The following is an 18648-nucleotide window of genomic DNA, read 5'->3' as shown; positions in this document are numbered from 1 at the left end:
CGGCGCCTATCACTTCCGATAGCTTGTCCCGCAAAGCCTGTTTCTGCAAGCATTCCCGCTTCGCCGCGACAAGACGGCGACGTGCAAGAACGGTTCGCCGGCGACGCCGGCAGCGGGAGGGAACATGAAACAAGCACTGGCGACCGCCTCGTGGGCGGTCATCGCGGCGGCCTGCGCGGCCGGATCGTCCGTGGCGCAGGAGAGCGGGACGGTCGCCGAACTGGTGGTCACCGCCCAGAAGCGCGAGCAGAACCTCCAGGACGTCCCGATCGTCGTCACCACCCTTCCGCAGCGGCAACTTCAGGATGCGGGCGTCCGTGACATCAAGGACCTGCAGGTCCTGGCCCCCGGGCTCAGCGTCACCTCCTCGACCAGCGAGGCCCAGACCTCCGCGCGCATCCGCGGCGTCGGCACCATCGGCGACAATCCGGGCCTGGAATCCTCGGTCGGCACGGTGGTCGACGGCGTCTACCGCGCGCGCAGCGGGGTGGCCTTCGGCGACCTCGGGGAACTGGAGCGGGTCGAGATCCTGAAGGGGCCGCAGGGCACCCTGTTCGGCAAGAATACCTCGGCGGGCGTCATCAACGTGCTGACCAAGGCGCCGTCGTTCGACTTCGAGGCCGCCGGCGAGCTCACGGTCGGCGACCATGGCGCGCTGGGCGTGGCCGGCAGCGTGACGGGCCCGATCGTCGCCGACAAGCTGGCCGGACGTCTCTACGCCGCCAAGCGTGAGCGCGACGGCTTCGCCGATGTCCACGTCGGGGCCGGCCCGCGCACCCGCACCGACGACACCGACCAGAACTACTACACGATCCGCGGTCAGCTGCTGTTCACCCCGACCGACAGCCTCAGCATCAAGCTGCTGGCCGACTATTCCGACCGCGACGAACATTGCTGCGTGAACTTCGTCACCGTCGCCGGCCCGACCGCGCCGCTGATCGACGCTCTGGCCGCCGACGAAGGCGTCCAGCGCCCGCCCAATCCGGGCGCTCGGATCGCCAACGCCAACCGCGACATGGGCTCGAAGATCACCGACCAGGGCGTTTCGGCCCAGCTCGACTGGGATATCAGCGACGGCATGGCGCTGACCTCGATCACCGCCTTCCGCGACTGGCGCGCGGAAAACGGCTCGGACATCGACTTCTCCTCAGCCGACATCTGGTACCGCCCCGCCGACGGCTCAAGCTTCAACGAGATCAAAGCTTTCTCGCAGGAAATTCGCCTGGCCGGGTCCACCGAGACCATCAACTGGCTGATCGGCGCCTTCTATTCCGACGAGGACCTCAAGGCCGCGGCCGCGACCACCTTCGGCACGGCGTACGAACCCTATTTCGGCCTGCTTCTGTCGGCGCCGTCCGGCAGCCCCAATCCCACCTTCATCTCCCAGCTCACCGGCCTGCCCTATGGAACCAACTTCCCGGCCGGCGCCGGCCCGCGCGACAGCTACGACCACAATTCCAAGGGCTGGGCTCTGTTCACCAACAACAGCTGGAAGGTCACCGAGGCCCTCGAGCTGACCCTCGGCCTGCGTTACTCCGACGATGAGAAGACCGTCCGCAGCCACTACACCAACTCGGCCCCGGCCAACGCCTGCGCCGCGGCCCTGGCGCGACCGCTGCCCTCAACGGTCCGCGGGGCGATCTGCGCGCCGCATTCGGACCCCGCCTTCAACAACGTCGTCACCAACCAGGAGCAGAGCGAAGGCCGCTGGAGCGGCACCCTCAAGGCCAGCTACCGCTTCGACGAGGGGGTGATGGCCTACGCCTCGTACGCCGAAGGCTTCAAGAGCGGGGGGTTCAACCTCGACCGCGCCCGCCTGGCGGCCGGCGTCATCAACCCGGACACCAGTTTCCCGGCCGAAACCGTGGTCAGTTACGAACTCGGCGTGAAGACCAATACCGCCGACTACGGCCTGGTCGCCAACGCTGCGCTGTTCCACCAGACCTACGAGAACTTCCAGCTCAACACCTACACCGGCATCAGCTGGCTGGTCGCCTCGATCCCCGAGGTGATCTCGCGCGGGGTAGACGTCGACCTGATGTGGCGCCCGCCGGTCGAAGGCCTCAGCTTCTCGGGCGGCGTCACCTATGCCGAGACCCAGTTCGGCGACTTCGCGCCGCCGGCCGGGATCTCCCCTCGCCTGCCGAACGCCCGGCTTTCCTACGCCCCGCTGTGGTCGGCGGCCGGGACGGTGAATTACGAGCGCCCGGTGACCGAGACCCTCGAGTTCCGCGCCAGCGTCTCGGCCAAGTACACCTCGGAGTACAACACCGGCTCCAACCTCGACCCGCTGAAATCGCAGCCGCCGCTGACCCTGGTCAACGCGCGTCTGGTCCTCGCCAGCCAGGACGAACGCTGGTCCGCCGAGCTCTGGGCCCAGAACCTGACCGACGAGGACTACAACCAGGTCGTCGTCGACCAGCCGCTGCAGACCGGCACCTTCGCCACTTTCCTGGCCCCGCCGCGCACCTACGGGGTTACGCTGCGTGGACGCTTCTAGGACGCGCGCCAAGTGAACCTGGATCTGACCGCCGAAGAACTGGCCTTCCGCGACGAGGTGCGCGCCTTCCTGGAGGCGGCGCTCACGCCCGAACTGCGGGAGGCCGGACGCCGGGCCACCAGCGTCTTCATGGACAAACGCTACAGCCTGCCCTGGCAGAAGATCCTGCACGCCAAGGGCTGGGCCGCGCCGAGCTGGCCCAAGGCCTACGGCGGCCCCGGCTGGAGCGAGATGCAGCGGCACATCTTCTCGGCCGAATGCGCGCGGGCCGGCGCGCCCAGCCTGGCCCCGATGGGCCTGCGAATGGTCGGGCCGGTGATCATGGGTTACGGGACCGAGGCCCAGAAGGCCCACTACCTGCCGCGCATCCTGTCGGGCGAGGACTACTGGTGCCAGGGCTATTCCGAACCCGGGGCCGGCTCGGACCTGGCCGCCCTGCAGCTGCGCGCGACGCGCGACGGCAACGACTACGTGCTGAACGGCTCCAAGCTGTGGACCACCCACGCGCACTGGGCCAACCGCATGTTCTGCCTGGTCCGGACGTTGGCCGAGGGCAAGCCGCAGGCCGGGATCACCTTCCTGCTGCTCGACATGCAGACGCCGGGGATCCGGGTGCGCCCGATCATAACCCTGGCCGGCGAGCACGAGGTCAACGAGGTGTTCTTCGAGAACGTCAGGGTCCCAGTCTCCGGCCGCCTCGGCGAGGAGAACCAGGGCTGGACGGTCGCCAAGTATCTGCTCGAGTTCGAGCGCGGCGGCGGCTCGGCGCCGGGTCTGAAGGTGATGATCGAGCGGCTGCGCAGGACCGCCCGCGACGCCGGCCTGCTGGACCAGGCCAGCTTCCGGCGCCGGCTGATGGAAACCGAGGTCGCCGTCCAGGCCATCGAGGTCTCCGAGCAGCGCATCCTGGCGGCGCTGTCGTCCGGCAAGAACCCGGGCCCCGCCTCCTCGATGCTCAAGACCCAGGGCGGCGAGGCCATGCAGCGCATCGACGAGCTGCTGCTGGAGGTCGCCGGGCTCTACGCTGCCCCGGATCAGCCGGCCGCCCGCGAGCCCGGCCCCAACATTCCGCCGATCGGGCCCGACGCGGTGCTGACCGCCATGCCCCGATACCTCAACGATCGCGCCGCCTCGATCTATGGCGGCTCCAACGAGATCCAGCGGGACATCATCGCCCGGCTGGTGCTCGGGCTCTAGGGAGACCGCCCGTGGCCGACACCTCCGTCGACTTCAACGCCATTCCGACCCTGGCCGAGGCGCCGCGCTTCCATGCGCGCGAGCGGCCGAACGCCGTGGCCCTGACCTTCGAGGGCCGCGAGACCACCTACGCCCAGTTCGACGCGGCCAGCAATCGGGCGGCCCAGGCGCTGCTGGCCGAGGGGCTGACGAAGGGCGACCGCATCGCCTATCTCGGCAAGAACAGCGACCACTATTTCGAGCTGCTGTTCGGGGCCGCCAAGATCGGGGTGATCATGGCCCCGATCGGCTGGCGCCTGGCCCCGCCGGAGGTCGCCTACATCGCCGGCGACGCCCAGGCCCGGATGTTGTTCGTCGGCCCGGAGGTGATCGACACCGCCCGCCAGGTCGCCGCCGACCTGCCGGGCCTGAAGGTCGTGGCGATGGAGCCCGGCGCCGGGGACTGGCCGACCTACGAGGCCTGGCGCGACGCGCAAAGCCCGGTCGATCCCGCCCTACCGATCGACGAGCGCGACGTCGCTGTCCAGCTCTACACCTCCGGTACGACCGGGCGGCCGAAGGGCGCGATGCTCAGCCACCTCAACATCCTGGGCGGCCGCCGCCGGGCTCAGGAAAACCCCATGGCCTGGAATCAATGGGCCCCGGACGACATCAGCCTGGTCGCCATGCCGGTCGGTCACATCGGCGGCACCGGCTGGGGCATCGTCGGCCTTGTCAACGGCGCCAAGGGCGTGGTCGCGCGCGAGTTCGATCCGTTCAAGGTGCTGGACTACATCGAGCACGACCGCGTCTCGAAGATGTTCATGGTCCCGGCGGCGCTGCAGATCGTGGTGCGTCAGCCGCGGGCGCGCGAGGTCGACTATTCGCGCCTGAAGTACATCCTCTATGGCGCCAGCCCGATCCCGCTGGACCTGCTGCGCGAGTGCATGGAAGTGTTCGGCTGCGGCTTCGTCCAGCAGTACGGCATGACCGAGACCTGCGGCACCATCGTCTACCTGCCGCCGGAGGATCACGACCCGGCCGGCAACGCCCGCATGCGGGCGGCCGGCCTGCCGATGCCGGGCGTCGAGATCAAGATCGTGAACGAGGCCGGCGAAAGCCTGGGGCCGAACACCGTCGGCGAGGTCGCCGTCCGCTCGGTCTCGAACATGGCCGGCTACTGGCGCCTGCCCGAGGCGACGGCCGCGACCGTCGCCGCCGACGGCTGGCTGCGCACCGGCGACGCCGGCTACCTGGACGAGGACGGCTATCTCTTCATCCACGACCGCGTGAAGGACATGATCATCTCGGGAGCCGAGAACATCTATCCGGCCGAGGTCGAGAGCGCCGTCTATGGCCACCCCGACGTGGCCGAGGTGGCGGTGATCGGCGTGCCCGACGACAAGTGGGGCGAGTCGGTGAAGGCCATCGTCGCACCCAAGCCGGGGACCAACCCCGATCCGGAGGACATCATCGCCTTCGCCCGCACCCGCATCGCCGGCTTCAAGGCCCCCAAGAGCGTCGATTTCATCGAGGCCCTGCCCCGCAACGCTTCCGGCAAGATCCTGCGCCGCGAGCTGCGCGAGCCGTACTGGGCCGGACGTACCCGCCGCGTGAACTGACCTCCGTAGGACTACGTAAGGGCGCCCCCGTAAGGGACGATCCGAAATTTTCCGCCTGCCCGCCCCGTCCTAGTCAAAGGTCATCGGGAGTTGGGTATGATTTGCAGCGAAACGATCCTCCGTGACGACCACGACCTGATCAGCCGGATCGGCGTGCCGATGACCTTCGCCAAGGACGAAGAGATCTACGGCCAGGGCGAGCGCGCCGATCTCGTCTACCGCATGATCAGCGGCACGGTCCGCACCTCACGCTTCATGGCCGACGGCCGCCGGCCGATCGGCGACTTCTACTATCCGGGCGACGTGTTCGGCCTGGAGACGACCGGCAGCCACAGCATGGCGGCCGAGGCGCTCAGCGACTGCGTGATCCTGGCGGCCAGCCGCCAGGCCATGCTGGCCGCGGGCGGCGAGAGCGAACTCAAGGACCTGATGTGGGACGCCACCGTGCGCGACCTCGAAAGCGCTCGCGAGCACCTGACCCTGCTGGTCCGCAAGAGCGCCAGCGAACGGGTCGCCAGCTTCCTGCTGGGCCTGGCCCAACGTCGCGGCGAAAGCGCCGTCGAACTGGCCATGGGCCGCCAGGACATGGCCGACTACCTCGGCCTCACCATCGAGACGGTCTCGCGGATGATCACCCAGCTGCAGTCGTCCGGCGTCGTCGAGTTCGAAAGCTGCCGCCGCTTCCGGGTCCGCAACCGCGAGGCCCTGGAAGACCTCGCCGCCGCCTGATCTCCCCGTTTCTCTAGGATCCCCCCTCACAGCGCCTTGGCGTGCCGGCCTTGCTGGGCGTCGAAGTAGGCGTCCACCGCCGCGCAGATCGAGCGGATCACCAGCCGGCCGTGTCCGATCACCTCGACGCGGCCGGCTTCGGCGTTCAGCAGGCCTTCGCGCCGGAACGGCTCCAGCCGCGCCAGGATCAGCGCCAGGTCGGCCAGCGAGCGTCCATGACGGGCGCACACCGCATGCAGGTCGACCGCGAAGTCGCACATCAGCCGCTCGATGATCTCGCCACGGAATCGGTCCTCGTCGGTGATCGCCACGCCGCGCGCGACGGGCAGCTCGCCACGATCGAGCGCCGCGCGCCAGTCGAGTTCTCTCGTCACGTTCTGGACGAAGCCTTGCGGGAAGGCGCCGATGGCCGAGGCGCCCATCCCGATCAGCGTCTTGGCCGCATCGGTCGTATAGCCCTGGAAATTGCGCCGCAGCCGTCCTTCAACGAGCGCGACGGCAAGTTCGTCGGTCGGCAAGGCGAAGTGGTCGAGGCCGATCCGGACATAACCTTCGGCGATCAGGCGTTCTGCGGCGGTCTCGCTCTGGTCGAGGCGTTCGGCCGGTCCGGGCAGCGCCTCCTCGGCGATCAGCTGCTGGTGAGACTTCATCCACGGCACGTGGGCGTAGCCGAACAGGGCCAGCCGCTCAGGCCGTAGACCCAGCACCGCGTCGATGGTGGCCAGGGTGTTGGCGGTGGTCTGGTACGGCAGGCCGTACATCAGGTCGAAGTTGATCGACGTGACGCCCGCCTCGCGCAGCCATCCGACGCAGCGGGCGGCCTCCTCGATCGTGCCCTTGCGGTCCACGGCCGCCTGCACCTGCGGGTCGAGGTTCTGCACCCCCAGGCTGGCGCGGCGCAGGCCGTGGCCGGCGCAGGCCATCACCCACTCGCGGGTCAGCGCCGGCGGGTCGATCTCGGTCGCCACCTCGATGTCGGGCGAGAGGTCGAAGACCTCGCCGAGCGCGGCGAACAGCACGTCCAGCTCCTCGACCGCCAACATGTTCGGGGTGCCGCCGCCGAAGTGCAGCGCGTTGGCCGGCAGCTTGTCCGGCAGCGCCTGGCCCAGCAGACGGATTTCATCCAGCAGCTTGCCGACATAGGCGGCGATCGGCTCGTGCCGGTTCACGGCCCGCGTATTGCAGCCGCAGTACCAGCACAGCCGCGCGCAGAAGGGGATGTGCATATAGAGCGACACCGGGTCGCTCGCGGACAGCTCGGCCAGCCAGCGTCGGTAGACCGCCTCCCCGACGTCGGGGGTGAACTGCACGGCGGTCGGATAGCTGGTGTAACGCGGCGCGCGACCATCGAAGCGGGCGACCAGGTCGGCCAGCGCCTGGGGATCTTTCAGCGCGGTGAAGGTCACGGGCGGCTCCTGTGGTGTCTCAGGACTTCTCACCCGATCGGCCTCAGGGCGCCGTGATATCCGTCAATCGGGGCGATCGTGCTCCACCAGGATCCGCGAGGCGTCGCCGACCGGGTCCTCGTACTGGCCGCTGCGCAGCGTCCACCAGAAGGCCCCCAGGCCGACCAGAGCCAGCGCCACCGAGGCCGGGGCCAGGAACATCAGGATATCCATCAGCGTCTCCCCGCCCCGGTGCGCAGGGCGTTCAGGGTCACGACCAGCGACGAGCCCGACATCGCCAGGGCGGCTACGAACGGGTTGACCAGTCCGACCATCGCCGCCGGCGCGGCCACCATGTTGTAGAGCGCGGCGAACGAGAAGTTCTCCAGCGCCCGGCGGCGCGCCGAACGGGCGACATCGATCGCCTCGATCACCGCCTCCAGCCGCTCGCCCGAAAACACCAGATCGGCGGCGTTCTGGCTGGCGTCGAGCGCCGTTCCCGGGGCCATCGCCGCGTGCGCCCCGGCCAACGCCGCAGCGTCGTTCAGCCCGTCGCCGACCATTAGCACCTTGCGCCCTTCGGCCGTGCGTTCGGCGACCAGGGCCGCCTTGTCGGCGGGCGTCAGCGCCGCGCGCCAGGCCTCGACCCCGGCCTGCTCGGCCGCCCGCGCCACGGCGGCGAAGGTATCGCCCGAGAGGATCTCGACGCTCAGCCCACGGGCCTTCAGGGCCGCCACTGTGGCGGCCGCATCGGCGCGCAGCTGGTCGGCGAACACGAAGCGGATCTTGGTTTCGCCTTCGATCCCGAACCACAGCTCGGTCTCGCTGGCCGGGGCCCCGGCGACGCCGACGAACGCAGCGCGACCCAGCCGGGCGCGGCGACCGCCGATATAGCCCTCGACCCCCTGCCCTGGCGTCTCGACGACATTGTCGGCCAGCAAGGTCGGCCCGGCATGGGCGGCCAGCGCCCGCGACAGCGGATGGGCCGAGGCCTTGGCCAGCGGCGCGGCCATGGCGATGGCGGCCGGAACCGGGTCGATCAGCTGGGGCCGGCCTTCGGTCAGCACCCCGGTCTTGTCGAGCACCACATGATCGACTTCGGCCAGCCGCTCCAGCGCAGCGCCCGACTTGACCAGCACCCCGCGCCGGAACAGGCGCGCCGAGGCGGTGACCTGCACCGCCGGGACCGCCAGGCCCAAGGCGCAGGGACAGGTGATAATCAGCACCGCGACCGCCCGCAGCAGCGCTTCACGCGGCCCCATGCCCAGCGCCCAGACGCCGACGAAGGTCAGCGCCGCCGCCGTGTGGATGATCGGCACGTAGAGCGCGGCGGCCTTGTCGGCGAGCTGGACGTACTTCGACCGGGACTGGGCCCCGGCCTCGACGAGGCGGGCGATGGCCGCGACCGCGGAATCTTCCGAGCGGGCCACGGCGCGCAGGCGCAGCACGCCGCCTAGGTTGAGGGCCCCGGCTTGGCAGGCCTCGCCCGGAACCACTCGCACCGGCAGCGTCTCGCCGGTCAGCATCGACTTGTCGAGTTCGGAGACGCCCGCGGCGATCACCGCGTCGACGGGGATCCGCTCGCCCGGGCGCACGACCAGCACGTCGCCAGGGGCGACTTCGCTGAGCGGGATGCGACGTTCGGCGCCGTCCTCCCCGAGCAGGGCGGCCGACGGCGCCTGCATGGCCAGCAGGTCGGCGGCCGCGCTGCGGGCGTTGGCGCGCAGCCGGTGATCAAGCCATCGGCCGATCAGCAACAGGAACAAGAGGGTGACGGCGGCGTCGAAATAGGCGTCGCGTCCACGCAACACCGTCTCGATGAACGAGATCACCAGGGTCAGGATCACGCCGATGGAGATCGGCACGTCCATGTTGGCGCGGCCAGAACGCAACGAGCGCCAGGCCGACTCGAAGAACGGCATGCCGGCATAGACCGCGCACGGCGCGCCGATCACCCCGCTCATCCACATCATCAGGGTCCGGGTGGCCGGCCCGAGCTCTTGGCCGAACAGGCCCGCCCAGATCGGCACCGAGAACATCATGGCGTTGCCGGCCCCGAAGGCGGCGACGCCGAGCGCCAGGGTCAGCCGGCGGCCTTCGGCGTCGCGTGCGGCGGCGGCCTTGCCGGGATCATAGAGCGTGGCCGGATAGCCGAGGTCGTCGAGCCGCTCAAGCACCAGGCTGGGATCGCCGGCGCCCGGCTCAAAGCCGACCGTCAACTTGCCGGTCGTCAGGTTCAGCCGCGCCGTCTCCACGGCCGGCAACGCCCGGACCTCGCCCTCGATCTTGGCCATGCACGCCGCGCATCGCGCGCCCTTGACCAGCAACTCCAAGGAGCGGCCGCCGCCCTCGACCGGGCGGAGGAAGGCGGTGAAATCCTGGCGATCAGCGGTCAGGGCCATGTCAGTCGCCGCTCGGCTTGAAAGACCTGCCCGTGGCTCTGGACGTGGACGTCCCAGGCTCCCGCGGCGGGCTTGGCGGGGGCGCGATAGCGGCCGGGCGCCGCTTCCTCGAACTTCAGCGGATGCTCCCCGACCTCGGTCGCCGGACGGCGCAACAGGCCGGTCAGCTGCAGGCCGGAGACCGGCTGCCCCTTCGCGTCGGCGATCTCCACCACCACGCCGCCGGCGTCGGACGCAGCCGTCGCGGTCCAGCCCAGGGCCGCCTGGGCGCGGCGCTGGGCGACGGCGCGGTTGTAGGCCAGGCCGTCCTCGTAGGGGGTCACCGACACCTGCCCCGGGTGCGAGCGATAGGCCAGCACCAGGAACAGGGAGTCGACGGCGATCACCACTCCGAAGAAGGCGACCACGGAGACGAGGACGTGCCAGCCGGTGATCCGGAACGGCTTCTTCACGGCGCGGGCGGTCATGGCGCGTTCGCAGCTCCTGAAAGGAAGGTCGTCTCGGCCCGGTCCTGCGTCGACGGCGTAGCGACGACGAAGGCGGCCGACATGTTGGCGGTCGTGATCGCGGCTGGCGGCAGCGTGACGAACACTCGCACCGCGCGGACCTCATTGGCCGGGACCTCGACCTTCAGCACGTCGCGGCTCTCGCGGTCGCCGGGCGTCTTCAGGATCGCGCCCTTCGGACCGTCGAAAGCGACCGTATAGGTCTGGGCCTGGAACGTCCGGTTGGCGATCTTGATCGTGTACCCGTTGCGAACCGCTCCGTCGTGCAGCCGCACGAACACCGGGTTGCGGTCGTGCAGGACGTGGAGGTCCATGGTCGGCCGGGTCATCAGTCCCCAGGCCATCAGCCCGCCGACGACCGCCAGCGCGACCGCGTAGAAGACCGTGCGCGACCGCACCAGCCGATAGACCGCCGGCTTGCCGGCCGCCCGCGCCTCAACGGCCGCGTCGGTGTCGTAAGCGATCAGGCCCTTGGGCCGGTCGACCTTGAGCATGATCTCGTCGCAGGCGTCGATGCACAGGCCGCAGTTGATGCATTCAAGCTGTGCGCCGTCGCGGATGTCGATGCCCATCGGACAGGCGGTGACGCACTGATTGCAGTCGACACAGTCGCCGCGGCCTTCCCAGCCGGCGTTCTTCTTGTGGGCGCCGCGCGGCTCGCCGCGGTCGTAGCGATAGGTCACCTGCAGCGAGTTGGCGTCGAGCATCGCGCCCTGGATCCGCGGCCAGGGGCACATGTAGATGCAGACCTGCTCGCGCATGGTCCCGGCGAACACATAGGTCGTGAAGGTCAGCAGGACGCAGAACACGTAGCCGGTGATCGGCCCCTGCCCCGCCCAGAAGTCGCGCAGCAGGCTCGGCGCGTCGTGGAAGTAGAAGATCCAGGCCCCGCCGGTGGCGAAGGCGATGCCCAGCCAGGTGGCGTGCTTGCCGATCTTGCGCCAGGCCTTGTCCAGCGACCACGGCGCGGCGTCCAGGCGCATGCGCGCGTTGCGGTCGCCCTCGAACAGGCGCTCGACATAGATGAACAGGTCCGTCCAGACCGTCTGCGGGCAGGCGTAGCCGCACCAGAGCCGGCCGAACAGCGCCGTCACCAGGAACAGCGCCAGCGCCGACAGCACCAGCAGGCCGGTGATGAAGTGCACCTCCTGCGGCCACAGCTGGATGTCGAAGAAGTAGAACCGGCGGCCGGCGAAATCGACCAGCACCGCCTGGTCCGGCAGCACGCCCGGCCGGTCCCAGCGGATCCAGGGGGTGATGTAGTAGATCGCCAGCGTGACGATCATCACCGCCCACTTGATCGCGCGCCAGCGGCCGTGGACCAGCTTCGGATAGATCGGGGCGCGCGGCTTGTAGAGACCGGACCCGCTTCATGCTTGGGGGCGGAAGCTCGGGTCCTGTCTATGACGACGGTCATGGCCCTACTGGCCTCCGGCGTTGGCGTGGATGTAGACGGCGAGCGCCTTCAGGGTTTCCGGGTCGAACCGGGCCTTCCAGCTGGGCATGACGCCGCTGCGGCCGTTCCAGATCTGGGCGTGGATGTCGGCCCGCGTAGAGCCGTACAGCCATTCCTGGTCGGTCAGGTTCGGTGCGCCCTGCTTCTGGTCGCCGGTCCCGGTCGGACCGTGACAGGCGACGCACTGGGTCTGGTAGACAGGTGCGGCGCGGCGCACGGCGGCGGCGTTGGCCGGCCGGCCCGAGAGCGCCACGACATATTCGGTCAGGTCCGAGATCTCGGCCGCGCCCAGCATCTGGTCGCGCCCGAAGGCCGGCATCTGCGAGAAGCGCGTCTGCGGATGGTCGGCGCGGATGCCCACCTCGATGGTATGGTGGATGTCCTCCAGCGAACCGCCCCACAGCCACACGTCGTCGCGCAGGTTGGCGTAACCCTTGGCCCCGACCCCGCCGGTGCCGTGGCAGGTGGCGCAGTTGTCGCCGAACACCGACTGGCCGACCGCCTGGGCGTAGGCCTGCAGCTCCGGGTCGCGCTCGATCTCCTCGAGGCTGGCGGTCTTCAGCCGCGCGGCCTGGGCGCCGCGCACGGTCTTCAGGTCGTTCAGGGCCACGACGACGTCGGCGCGGTCGGACTGGCCGAGCACGCCCTGGGTGTAGCTGCGCACGCCGGGCCAGGCCGGCATCAGCACCCAATAGACGGCCGCCACCACGACACCGGCCCAGAACAGGTACAGCCACCAGCGCGGCAGCGGGTTGTCCAGTTCACGGATTCCGTCCCACTCGTGTCCCGTGGTTTCGACGCCCGTGACCTCGTCGGGTTCACGCTTGGACATCGGGGGCCTCATCATCTTGCAGGGGAAGGCTGGCGAGGCGCTTGAACGCCTCGCGGTTGCGCGGCCAGAGCGCGTAGACGACGCCGCAGGCGAAGATCAGCCCGAAATAGATCAGGCCGCCTTGCTGGGCGAACCGCGCCACGGTCTCGTAGGTGAGATCGCTCATCGACGGTTCTCCGGAGCCTTGGCCTCGTAGGTGCTGAAGTCGACGAGCGTGCCGAGCATCTGCAGGTAGGCGATCAGGGCGTCCATTTCGGACAGCCGGTCCGGCTCGCCGTCGAAGTCGCGCTGGATGACCTTGCCGCCGTAGCGGGCCTGGAACTTGCTGGCCGCCGCGAAGGGATCGGCCTGGGTCTCCAGGTCGTCCTTGGCGTTGTCGATCATGTCCTGGGTGTAGGGCACGCCGACCTTGGTCATGGCGCGGATCTTGTCCTGGATGTCGCGGTAGTCGAGCGCCTTCTCCGAGAGGAAGGCGTAGGGCGGCATCACCGATTCCGGCACGACCGAGCGCGGGTCGACCAGGTGGTCCTTGTGCCAGCCGTCCGAGTACTTGCCGCCGACCCGCGCCAGGTCGGGCCCGGTGCGCTTGGAGCCCCACTGGAACGGGTGGTCGTACATGCTCTCGGCCGCCAGGCTGTAGTGGCCGTAGCGTTCGACCTCGTCGCGCAGCGGGCGGACCATCTGCGAGTGACAGGTGTAGCAGCCCTCGCGGATGTAGATGTCCCGGCCGGCGAGCTCGAGCGGGGTGTAGGGACGCACGCCCTCCACCTCCTCGACGGTGCTCTCCAGCCAGAACAGCGGCGCGATCTCGACGATGCCCCCGATGGACACCACGATCAGGATCGCGATGACCAGCGGCAGGGAGTTCCGCTCAAGTTTGCCGTGATGTTTCCACATGTTGCTTGTCTCGCCTTACTGCGCCGCGACGAGCGCGGGGGCGGGACCGCTCAGGCTCTGGGCGCTGGGCGCAGAGCTGGGCATGCGGATCGTACGCCACAGGTTGTAGGACATGATCACCGCGCCAGCGAGGAACATGGCCCCGCCCAGGGTGCGGATGACGTTCTCGATGTGCTTGGCGGCGACGGTCTCGACGAAGGAGTTCGCGAGGAAGCCCTGCGGCGTGTACTCGCGCCACATGAGGCCTTCCATGATCCCGGAAACCCACATCGCGCAGATGTAGAGAAGGATGCCCAGGGTCGCGATCCAGAAGTGCCACTCGGCGAGCTTCAGCGAATAGAGGCCGTCCTTCTTCCACAGCCACGGCACCAGGCAGTAGACGGCGCCGAAGGTGATGAAGCCGACCCAGCCGAGCGCGCCGGAGTGCACGTGGCCGATGGTCCAGTCGGTATAGTGGCTGAGCGCGTTGACCTCGCGGATAGACATCAGCGGCCCCTCGAAGGTGGCCATGCCGTAGAAGGCGATCGCGACGGCCATCATCCGGATGACCGGGTCGGTGCGCAGCTTGTCCCAGGCCCCGGAGAGGGTCATCAGGCCGTTGATCATCCCGCCCCAGGACGGCATCCACAGCATGATCGAGAAGGTCATGCCCAGCGTCTGGGCCCACTGCGGCAGCGCGGTGTAGTGCAGGTGGTGCGGGCCGGCCCAGATGTAGATGAAGATCAGCGACCAGAAGTGGACGATGCTGAGCCGGTACGAATAGACCGGCCGCTCCGCGCGCTTGGGCACGAAGTAGTACATCATCGCCAGGAAGCCCGCGGTCAGGAAGAAGCCGACCGCGTTGTGGCCGTACCACCACTGCAGCAGGGCGTCCTGCACCCCGGCGAACATCGAGTAGCTGCGGCTGTTCAACCCCCCGACCGGAACGGCCAGGTTGTTGACGATGTGCAGCATGGCGATGGTGACGATGAACGCCAGATAGAACCAGTTGGCCACATAGATATGCGGCTCCTTGCGCTTCCAGAGCGTGCCCAGGAACACCAGCAGGTAGGCCACCCAGACGATGGTCAGCCACAGGTCAACCAGCCACTCGGGCTCGGCGTATTCCTTGGACTGGGTGATCCCCGCCACGTAGCCGACCGCGGCCAGCACGATGAACAGCTGGTAGCCCCAGAACACGAACCAGGGCCAGACGCCGCCGGCCAGCCGGGCGCGGCAGGTCCGCTGCACCACGTAGAAGGAGGTGGCGATCAGGGCGTTGCCGCCGAACGCGAAGATCACGCCCGAGGTGTGCACCGGGCGCAGTCGGCCAAAGTTCAGCCAGCCGTGCTCAGGGAAATACAGCAGGTTCGGCCACGACAGCTGGGCGGCGATGAACACGCCGGCGCTCATGCCGACGATCGCCCAGAACATGGTGGCGATGACCCCCGCTCTCACCACGCCATCGGCGTAGCGATCCTGCGGCGAGCGCAGCCGGCCGGAGTTGATGGCGACCGTCATGATCGACAGCGCGACCAGGAAGGCGCCGAGGAAGATCCAGCCCTGGAGTCGGAACAGCGGGTCTTCGGTGAAGGCGGTGGCGAGGAGCGCCCCGAAGGCGCAGATCCCCGTGGTGATGAACAGAAGGACCGCATCGCGCGGAGCCCTGCTCTCTGGAGCCGGCAAGGTAGTCATGGTCCCCCAAGCGAGTCATGGTGACAGCACCTGTGGGAATGGCCGCCCCCTGACCTAGGGGCATTGATTTCGGTCAAGGCGTCGCCCGACCGGCTAGTTCCTATGGCGGCACGCCAATCAAGGAGAACGCCATGACGTCGCTGAAGTCGGACCTGATCACCGCCGCCGGCGCGGCCATGCTCGTTGGAGCGGCGATCAGCGCGGAGCTGGCCTGGCTGGCCGCCCGCGGCGTGGCCCAACTCGGTGTCATCTGCGGGGCCGCCGGCCAGCCGCACTGCCCCTGGCTGATCGGCGCGGGCGCCCTGTTCGTCTCCGGGACGGCGACCCTCGTCGCGGGTCGCCGACGCATGAAGCCGGCGCCGGTGTCTTCGACCTGATGCGCGGCGCGGCGCCGGCCGGCCCCTGGGGGCCTGACCGGCGCCTTTCAGCCTTCTAGTAGGTGAAGCGCAGGCCGACCGTGAACCGGCGGCCGACGATGTCGTGCGCCGCCCCCGAGTTCGGGCTGCCGAAGATGAAGGTGTTCGGCGACACCGGCGGATCGACGTCGAACAGGTTGCTGATCACCCCGAACGCCTCGAGCGAACGGGCCCCGTCGTCCTTGATCTTCCAGGCGCCCGAGACCGTAGTCACGAACTGGCTGTCGACGTGGGCGTCGTCATAGGTCTGCTCGACGTCATAGAGCCCCTCGCCCACATAGCGGCCCTGGACATAGCCCTTGAAGGGGCCGTTCTCGTAGGACGCGCTGGCGGTCCAGCGCCAGTGCGGACGATTGTTGCCGACTTCGCCGGCCGTATCGAGCGAGGTCATGCCGTCATTGGTGACGTAGCGGTCCAGGTAGCTGCCGAGGAACCGCAGCGTCAGGTCGCCGCCGACCGCCTCGAAGATGTCCGACAGCGGAGTCGAATAGCTGACTTCGGTATCCACGCCGCGCACCTGGATGCTCGACAGGTTGATGAAGGTCCGCATCACCTCGTTGAGCGACCCGTCGGGGTTGCGGGTGATGTAGCGGCACAGGTCCGCCGCGCCGGCCGCGCAACGGTTGACGATGCTCTGCCCGGTCAGGGTCGAGATCGCTCCCTGCAGGTCGATGTCGTAGTAGTCGACCGACAGGCGCAGGCGCGGGGCGAAGGCGGGCTCGTAGACCACCCCGGCGGTGAAGGTGTCGGCCTCCTCCGGCTGCAGCGCGAGGTTGCCCTGCTGGGGCGAACGCACCGTCGACTGCCGGCCGGTCACCGGGTCGGTGATCGACGAGAAGGTCAGCACGTAGGACGAATACAGCTCCGACAGGTTCGGGGCCCGGATGTCGCGCGAGCGGGTGGCCCGGAACTTCAGCCCATCGAACGGCTCGTAGGTGAAGCCGGCCTTCCAGGTCCAGACGGTGCCGCTGGTCGAGTAGTTGGTCGCCCGCACCGCGCCGTTGAAGTCGAGCGACTGGGCGAAGGCCATGTCCTTGGCCAGCGGGATGACCGTTTCGACGAAGGCTTCCTGGACGTCGTACGAACCCTTCATCGCCTTGGGATTGCCGATGGAGAACTGGCTCGCCTGGGCCATCGCGTCGACGCGCTGCTCGACCGAGTCCTTGCGGTACTCCAGGCCCGTGGCGATCGAGACCGGCCCGGCCCAGGTGGAGAACGGCTCGCCCGACAGGCTGGCGGCGGCGGCTTGCTGCTCGATATTGGCGACCAGGTGCTGGCTGCCGGTCACGTAGTCGATCGCCGCGGCCGAGGGCGAGCCCTCGCCGAACAGGTTGATCGGCACGCAGCCGTTGCCGGGCGCGCTCAGGGTCGAGCGGCAGACGATCTGGTTGGTCGCCGGATTGATCACCGCGTCCAGGGCGTTGGTGAAGTTGGCGGCGATGCGGTTGTTGAAGATCCGGGCCGCGTAGCGGTTCTGGCCGTACTGATAGTAGGCGTCCCAGTTCCAGCCGTCGCCGAAGTCGCCCTTCAGGCCGACGACGATCCGCGACGTGGCGTTCTTGTTGTCGACCACGTTGAAGGCGATGTCGCGGTTGAAGCGGCCCATGCGGAAGGTCGAGACCCCGTTCGCATCCATCAAGGCTCCGACGTGCGCCGGCAGGAAGGCGTTGTCGCGACGGATGGTCAGGGTGCCCAGGTCGTAGGACGTCGACAGGTTGAAGGTCGTCTCGGCATAGGCGACCGAGGCCTCCATGAACGCCTCGACATTGTCAGTCAGGTCATAGGTCGTGCGGGTGAACAGGTTGGCTCGGGTCAGCGGGGTCATCAGGCTGATGATGTCGCCCGGATAAAGTCCGTCGCCGTCGGTGTGGTACTGGGTGCCGAGATTGTTGCCGTAGCGGAACGGCGCGGTGGCGCCGCCCGGCAGGAACTGCAGGCCCTTGAGAGGCCCGTCGGTGATCAGGCCGCCCAGCGTCGCCACCGATGCGGTGACGTTGGGAACCAGCAGGTTCTGCGGCTGGCCGTTGCCGGCGCGATAGGCTGGGTTGGCGATCACCTGCTGGTGCTCGCGGAACCAGTCGCGGTCGGCGCCGACGCCCTTCATGTCGACGAACTCGGACGCGGCCATGAAGTGACCGCGGCCGCCGGCGAAACGCAGCCCCCCGGCCAGGGCGAGGTTGAACTCCTCATTGTCCTTGTACTGGCTGGTGCTGCCCTGGACCTGGCCTTCAAGGCCTTCAAGGTCCTCACGGAAGATCAGATTGACCACGCCGGCCACGGCGTCCGAACCCCAGGCCGCCGAGGCGCCCCCAGTCACCACTTCGACGCGTCCCAGCAAGGAGGCCGGAATGACGTTGATGTCGACCAGCCCGCTGGCGGTCGTCGGCACGTGACGACGACCGTCCACCAGCACCAGGGTCCGGTTGTTGCCTAGGTCGCGCAGGTTCAGGAAGTTCGCGCCGGCGTTCTGCGAGCTGTGCGAGGTAGTCGACGGCGTCGTGCCGCCGCCGAAGGTCGGCAGGGTGTTCAGCATGTCGGCGACATTGGTCGCGGCCACGGCCTGCAGGTTGTCGGTGCCCACGACGGTGGTCGGGGTCGGCGCGTCGAATCCGGAGCGATTCACCCGGCTGGCGGTGACCACCAGTTCCTCGACCAGATCCTGGGCCAGCGCCGGCCCCGCCGGCATCATGCAGGCCACGGCCAGGCTGCTGGCCCCCGCCAGAGCCGTCTTGCGCAGCCGGCCGCCGGCCGCGGTGGCGCGGCCGTTCGATGTCGTTGTATTTCGCATGGTCCCCTCGTCGATACCCGTCATGCGAACGGCGATTGACGCCGCCCGTCGTCTTATCGCCGCGGACCTTTGGTCGGCGACCCCGCAACGCCAATGTCGAAGGCTTCCTCCGCCCATAACCTGAGCTCATGGGTCGACGGCGTTCAGGAAATCGTCCGGACGCGGCAGATGCCCCCTGTGGCGGCGCTGAATGATCGGCTATTCCGCAAACGCGTTTTCTCGCCCCAGTCCCGCACGTCCCGCGTTGCGCATCAGGATTTCAGTG

The 18648-nt window shown here is 68.7% G+C and carries 15 protein-coding genes; 5 read left to right on the top strand and 10 right to left on the bottom strand.

Annotation, left to right across the window (positions count from 1 at the left end; all coding sequences use genetic code 11):
* Nucleotides 1–124 precede the first annotated feature (124 nt).
* The 4 genes from OUA97_RS02760 (at nucleotide 125) to OUA97_RS02745 (ending at nucleotide 6027) form a co-directional block, all read left to right on the top strand.
* Entirely contained in the window at nucleotides 125–2500 is a 2376-nt protein-coding gene (locus OUA97_RS02760; protein WP_267230255.1) for a TonB-dependent receptor, read from the top strand.
* A gap of 12 nt (nucleotides 2501–2512) precedes the next feature.
* The gene (locus OUA97_RS02755; RefSeq protein WP_267230254.1) at nucleotides 2513–3697 is read left to right on the top strand and encodes an acyl-CoA dehydrogenase family protein; all 1185 of its coding nucleotides are present in this window, start codon (nucleotides 2513–2515) and stop codon (nucleotides 3695–3697) included.
* Nucleotides 3698–3708: 11 nt separating this feature from the next.
* The gene (locus OUA97_RS02750; RefSeq protein WP_267230252.1) at nucleotides 3709–5298 is read left to right on the top strand and encodes a fatty acid--CoA ligase; all 1590 of its coding nucleotides are present in this window, start codon (nucleotides 3709–3711) and stop codon (nucleotides 5296–5298) included.
* 96 nt (nucleotides 5299–5394) lie between these two features.
* On the top strand, nucleotides 5395–6027 hold the full coding sequence (locus OUA97_RS02745) for a helix-turn-helix domain-containing protein (RefSeq protein WP_267230250.1): 633 nt from the start codon (nucleotides 5395–5397) through the stop codon (nucleotides 6025–6027).
* Nucleotides 6028–6053: 26 nt separating this feature from the next.
* On the opposite strand, the gene hemN is transcribed toward OUA97_RS02745, so the two are convergent.
* The 9 genes from hemN to ccoN all read right to left on the bottom strand — a co-directional run bounded on the left by hemN (nucleotide 6054) and on the right by ccoN (nucleotide 15179).
* Nucleotides 6054–7433, bottom strand: a complete 1380-nt coding sequence (hemN, locus tag OUA97_RS02740) for an oxygen-independent coproporphyrinogen III oxidase (protein ID WP_267230249.1) — start codon at nucleotides 7431–7433, stop codon at nucleotides 6054–6056.
* Nucleotides 7434–7496: 63 nt separating this feature from the next.
* A complete protein-coding gene (gene ccoS / locus OUA97_RS02735; protein WP_267230247.1) occupies nucleotides 7497–7646 on the bottom strand; it encodes a cbb3-type cytochrome oxidase assembly protein CcoS in 150 nt (49 codons plus the stop codon).
* The gene (locus tag OUA97_RS02730; RefSeq protein ID WP_267230245.1) at nucleotides 7646–9814 is read right to left on the bottom strand and encodes a heavy metal translocating P-type ATPase; all 2169 of its coding nucleotides are present in this window, start codon (nucleotides 9812–9814) and stop codon (nucleotides 7646–7648) included. Before OUA97_RS02730 ends, ccoS begins: the two co-directional genes overlap by 1 nt.
* Complete coding sequence (locus tag OUA97_RS02725) at nucleotides 9805–10281, bottom strand: FixH family protein (RefSeq protein WP_267230238.1); 477 nt, start codon at nucleotides 10279–10281, stop codon at nucleotides 9805–9807. The genes OUA97_RS02730 and OUA97_RS02725 overlap by 10 nt, the downstream gene beginning before the upstream one ends.
* Complete coding sequence (ccoG, locus tag OUA97_RS02720; RefSeq protein ID WP_416362407.1) at nucleotides 10278–11606, bottom strand: cytochrome c oxidase accessory protein CcoG; 1329 nt, start codon at nucleotides 11604–11606, stop codon at nucleotides 10278–10280. Before ccoG ends, OUA97_RS02725 begins: the two co-directional genes overlap by 4 nt.
* 135 nt (nucleotides 11607–11741) lie before the next feature.
* Nucleotides 11742–12608 (bottom strand): cytochrome-c oxidase, cbb3-type subunit III, encoded by an 867-nt coding sequence (gene ccoP, locus OUA97_RS02715; RefSeq protein ID WP_267230236.1) that lies wholly within the window; start codon nucleotides 12606–12608, stop codon nucleotides 11742–11744.
* Entirely contained in the window at nucleotides 12595–12774 is a 180-nt protein-coding gene (locus OUA97_RS02710) for a cbb3-type cytochrome c oxidase subunit 3 (RefSeq protein WP_267230235.1), read from the bottom strand. The genes ccoP and OUA97_RS02710 overlap by 14 nt, the downstream gene beginning before the upstream one ends.
* Complete coding sequence (gene ccoO, locus OUA97_RS02705) at nucleotides 12771–13505, bottom strand: cytochrome-c oxidase, cbb3-type subunit II (RefSeq protein ID WP_267230233.1); 735 nt, start codon at nucleotides 13503–13505, stop codon at nucleotides 12771–12773. The genes OUA97_RS02710 and ccoO overlap by 4 nt, the downstream gene beginning before the upstream one ends.
* A gap of 15 nt (nucleotides 13506–13520) precedes the next feature.
* On the bottom strand, nucleotides 13521–15179 hold the full coding sequence (gene ccoN / locus OUA97_RS02700; RefSeq protein WP_416362406.1) for a cytochrome-c oxidase, cbb3-type subunit I: 1659 nt from the start codon (nucleotides 15177–15179) through the stop codon (nucleotides 13521–13523).
* Nucleotides 15180–15310: 131 nt separating this feature from the next.
* Here ccoN and OUA97_RS02695 point away from each other — a divergent pair, with 131 nt between their 5' ends.
* The gene (locus OUA97_RS02695; RefSeq protein WP_267230232.1) at nucleotides 15311–15556 is read left to right on the top strand and encodes a hypothetical protein; all 246 of its coding nucleotides are present in this window, start codon (nucleotides 15311–15313) and stop codon (nucleotides 15554–15556) included.
* Between the two features lie 55 nt (nucleotides 15557–15611).
* On the opposite strand, the gene OUA97_RS02690 is transcribed toward OUA97_RS02695, so the two are convergent.
* Nucleotides 15612–18383 (bottom strand): TonB-dependent receptor plug domain-containing protein, encoded by a 2772-nt coding sequence (locus OUA97_RS02690; protein ID WP_267230231.1) that lies wholly within the window; start codon nucleotides 18381–18383, stop codon nucleotides 15612–15614.
* Between the last annotated feature and the right edge of the window lie 265 nt (nucleotides 18384–18648).

This window comes from Phenylobacterium sp. 58.2.17 (genome assembly GCF_026411515.1).
In the GTDB taxonomy this organism is placed as follows: Bacteria; Pseudomonadota; Alphaproteobacteria; order Caulobacterales; family Caulobacteraceae; genus Phenylobacterium.
Note: the sequence above shows the minus strand (reverse complement) of the source record. Positions and strands in the feature narration are given on the sequence as shown.

Excerpts from the sequence above, each read along its gene's own strand:
- OUA97_RS02760 (WP_267230255.1), top strand. The coding sequence starts at position 125 with ATGAAACAAGCACTGGCGACCGCCTCGTGGGCGGTCATCGCGGCGGCC.
- OUA97_RS02745 (WP_267230250.1), top strand. The coding sequence starts at position 5,395 with ATGATTTGCAGCGAAACGATCCTCCGTGACGACCACGACCTGATCAGC.
- ccoS (WP_267230247.1), bottom strand. The coding sequence starts at position 7,646 with ATGGATATCCTGATGTTCCTGGCCCCGGCCTCGGTGGCGCTGGCTCTG.
- OUA97_RS02730 (WP_267230245.1), bottom strand. The coding sequence starts at position 9,814 with ATGGCCCTGACCGCTGATCGCCAGGATTTCACCGCCTTCCTCCGCCCG.
- OUA97_RS02725 (WP_267230238.1), bottom strand. The coding sequence starts at position 10,281 with ATGACCGCCCGCGCCGTGAAGAAGCCGTTCCGGATCACCGGCTGGCAC.
- ccoG (WP_416362407.1), bottom strand. The coding sequence starts at position 11,606 with ATGATCGTCACGCTGGCGATCTACTACATCACCCCCTGGATCCGCTGG.
- ccoP (WP_267230236.1), bottom strand. The coding sequence starts at position 12,608 with ATGTCCAAGCGTGAACCCGACGAGGTCACGGGCGTCGAAACCACGGGA.
- OUA97_RS02710 (WP_267230235.1), bottom strand. The coding sequence starts at position 12,774 with ATGAGCGATCTCACCTACGAGACCGTGGCGCGGTTCGCCCAGCAAGGC.
- ccoO (WP_267230233.1), bottom strand. The coding sequence starts at position 13,505 with ATGTGGAAACATCACGGCAAACTTGAGCGGAACTCCCTGCCGCTGGTC.
- ccoN (WP_416362406.1), bottom strand. The coding sequence starts at position 15,179 with ATGACTACCTTGCCGGCTCCAGAGAGCAGGGCTCCGCGCGATGCGGTC.
- OUA97_RS02695 (WP_267230232.1), top strand. The coding sequence starts at position 15,311 with ATGACGTCGCTGAAGTCGGACCTGATCACCGCCGCCGGCGCGGCCATG.
- OUA97_RS02690 (WP_267230231.1), bottom strand. The coding sequence starts at position 18,383 with ATGCGAAATACAACGACATCGAACGGCCGCGCCACCGCGGCCGGCGGC.